The organism is Flavobacterium sp., from assembly GCF_043778725.1.
Lineage (GTDB): Bacteria > Bacteroidota > Bacteroidia > Flavobacteriales > Flavobacteriaceae > Flavobacterium.
Genome location: NZ_JAYWFT010000075.1, coordinates 1 through 2,026, shown reverse-complemented (window position 1 = coordinate 2,026; position 2,026 = coordinate 1). Strand labels below are relative to the sequence as shown.

The following is a 2,026-nucleotide window of genomic DNA, read 5'->3' as shown; positions in this document are numbered from 1 at the left end:
TAATTATGAAAAAATTAAATTTGAAATTAACAAGAACATTAATTGCATTTTTTATATTAATGTTCTCTTATGGTATAGCTTCTGCTCAAAATGTAGCTAATCAATCTTCATTAAATGTCGATGGAATCAACATTATAAAAACATCCACGGCAAACTTCAATATTTATTCAGGAGTTGATTTTCAATATATCATAAACTATTCTTTACCCGGAAATTTATCTGATGTTACACTTCGAGATGTTATCCCGCAATCGCTTGAGTTATTTAATTTTACGAACAATGTTGTTTCTGGAAATTCTCCTACATCTATTTCCAATGGAAGTTCTTTAAACTTTGAGTTAAATTGGGTAAACACAGGAAATGGTGTAGTAGGAACACTCGTATTTCATGTGAGATTTCCTAATGGAATTACTTGCAATGATACAAAAGCGGAGAATAAAGTTTGTATAAAGTACAAAATTAATAATATAACAAAAGATTATTGCGAGAATAATACTAATCCTCCATCTGCTATTATGTCTCCAATTGTAGATAAAGCTATAGCGAAGAACCCTTGGCAACTTGCAAAGTCTATTTTAGGTAATCCTTCTGTAAGCAACGCTGCTCCTTGTCGTAGGATATTTCCAAATGCAAATGGTAGCTATACTGTTCCTTACCACTTAAAATTGGTGCGAAGTAATGCAACTGGGCTTTTGGGCTTACTGAATTTGTCGAACGGAGTTATAACGGATATTATTCAAACTACATCAAACGGAAAGGTTGGTACAATTGATGGAATAAATACTCCTCCTACTGGTTTTACTGTTACTGGGGTAAATTCAAGTACATTAACAGTAACTTGTCCGAGCCTTTTAAATGCCGCTACTTATACAAATACCCAATTCGTAAATTTTACAGTGACATATCCTGCATCTGCTCAAGGAAGTACAGTCTCAAATAAAGCTATATTAAATGGAACTTTTGGAAATAATTGTGTAAATGAAAGTATTATGTCCAATGAACCTTGTGTGTTTTTTGAACCAGCAGGTGCAACTGGATATTACAAAGATTATCGAACACAAGGAGCACCTGGATGTCCTGTACTATATTTTGTAGGGGCTACTTTCCAAGGAACATCAGAAACAGTTACAGTTAATGATCAGTTACCAATTTTTTCAGGAGGATCATCGAACGCAGGCGTAACAATTCCAACGATACCATCAAGTATTCCATCTGTTACTCCTTATTTAAATAGTGGTTTATTTCAATCGGGTAATATTACAGTAGGTGCTACAGGAGCATTAGTAAATTTATGGACGAATGTACACCCTAATAGTCAAATAGGTTTAAATATAGTGAATACCGCTACTATAACAAATGTGAACACACTGGTTCAAACAAATGTTTCTACAACATTTCCTGTTCAACAGCATAAAGAAAGATTATGTTTACAGAAAGAAATTGTTGATAAAAAAGACTGCTATGCTCCTAATGATAAGGTTAAATATCGCTTGAGAGTACAAAACCTCGGCTCTCAATCATATAGTGATATAACAATAAAAGATTTATTAAGTAGTAATCATACTTATGTTCAAAATTCTTTAAATTATTACACTGTGGATAGAGGAAACCAAGTGCAGATTTTATCAAATGGAAATATGACCGCAGGAGTTGCTGATGCAAATGGGAACATACCGCTTTCTTATGTATTAAATAATATTAGAGGATTTTGCAATAATGTATATATTCCTCCTTTATGTGGAGATACGGGAGCGAGAGATTCTTTGGCATATTTTTTAGAATTTGAAGTAATGGTTACTCCATCATCAGGAGTTGGAAATATTGAAAACTATTTCTCTGCCCAAACTAATGTTAATTCATCGATATGGACATCTAATACTACATTTGCTAATGTTTGCAGACCGAACTCTTATACAATTGAAAAAAAGCAAAGTATAGATGGCGGTATAACTTATACAAGTGGTAATCTTACGATTAGTAATTCTAGTAATTTGATACGATATGAGATAAAAATGACTCCTGTTCT

At 32.9% G+C, this 2,026-nt stretch carries 1 protein-coding gene; it reads left to right on the top strand.

All coding sequences use genetic code 11. The features are described from left to right. Nucleotides 1-20: 20 nt before the first annotated feature. Nucleotides 21-2,026: hypothetical protein (locus ACH2CG_RS06700; RefSeq protein ID WP_395063469.1), on the top strand; the 2,006-nt coding region annotated here is incomplete at its 3' end.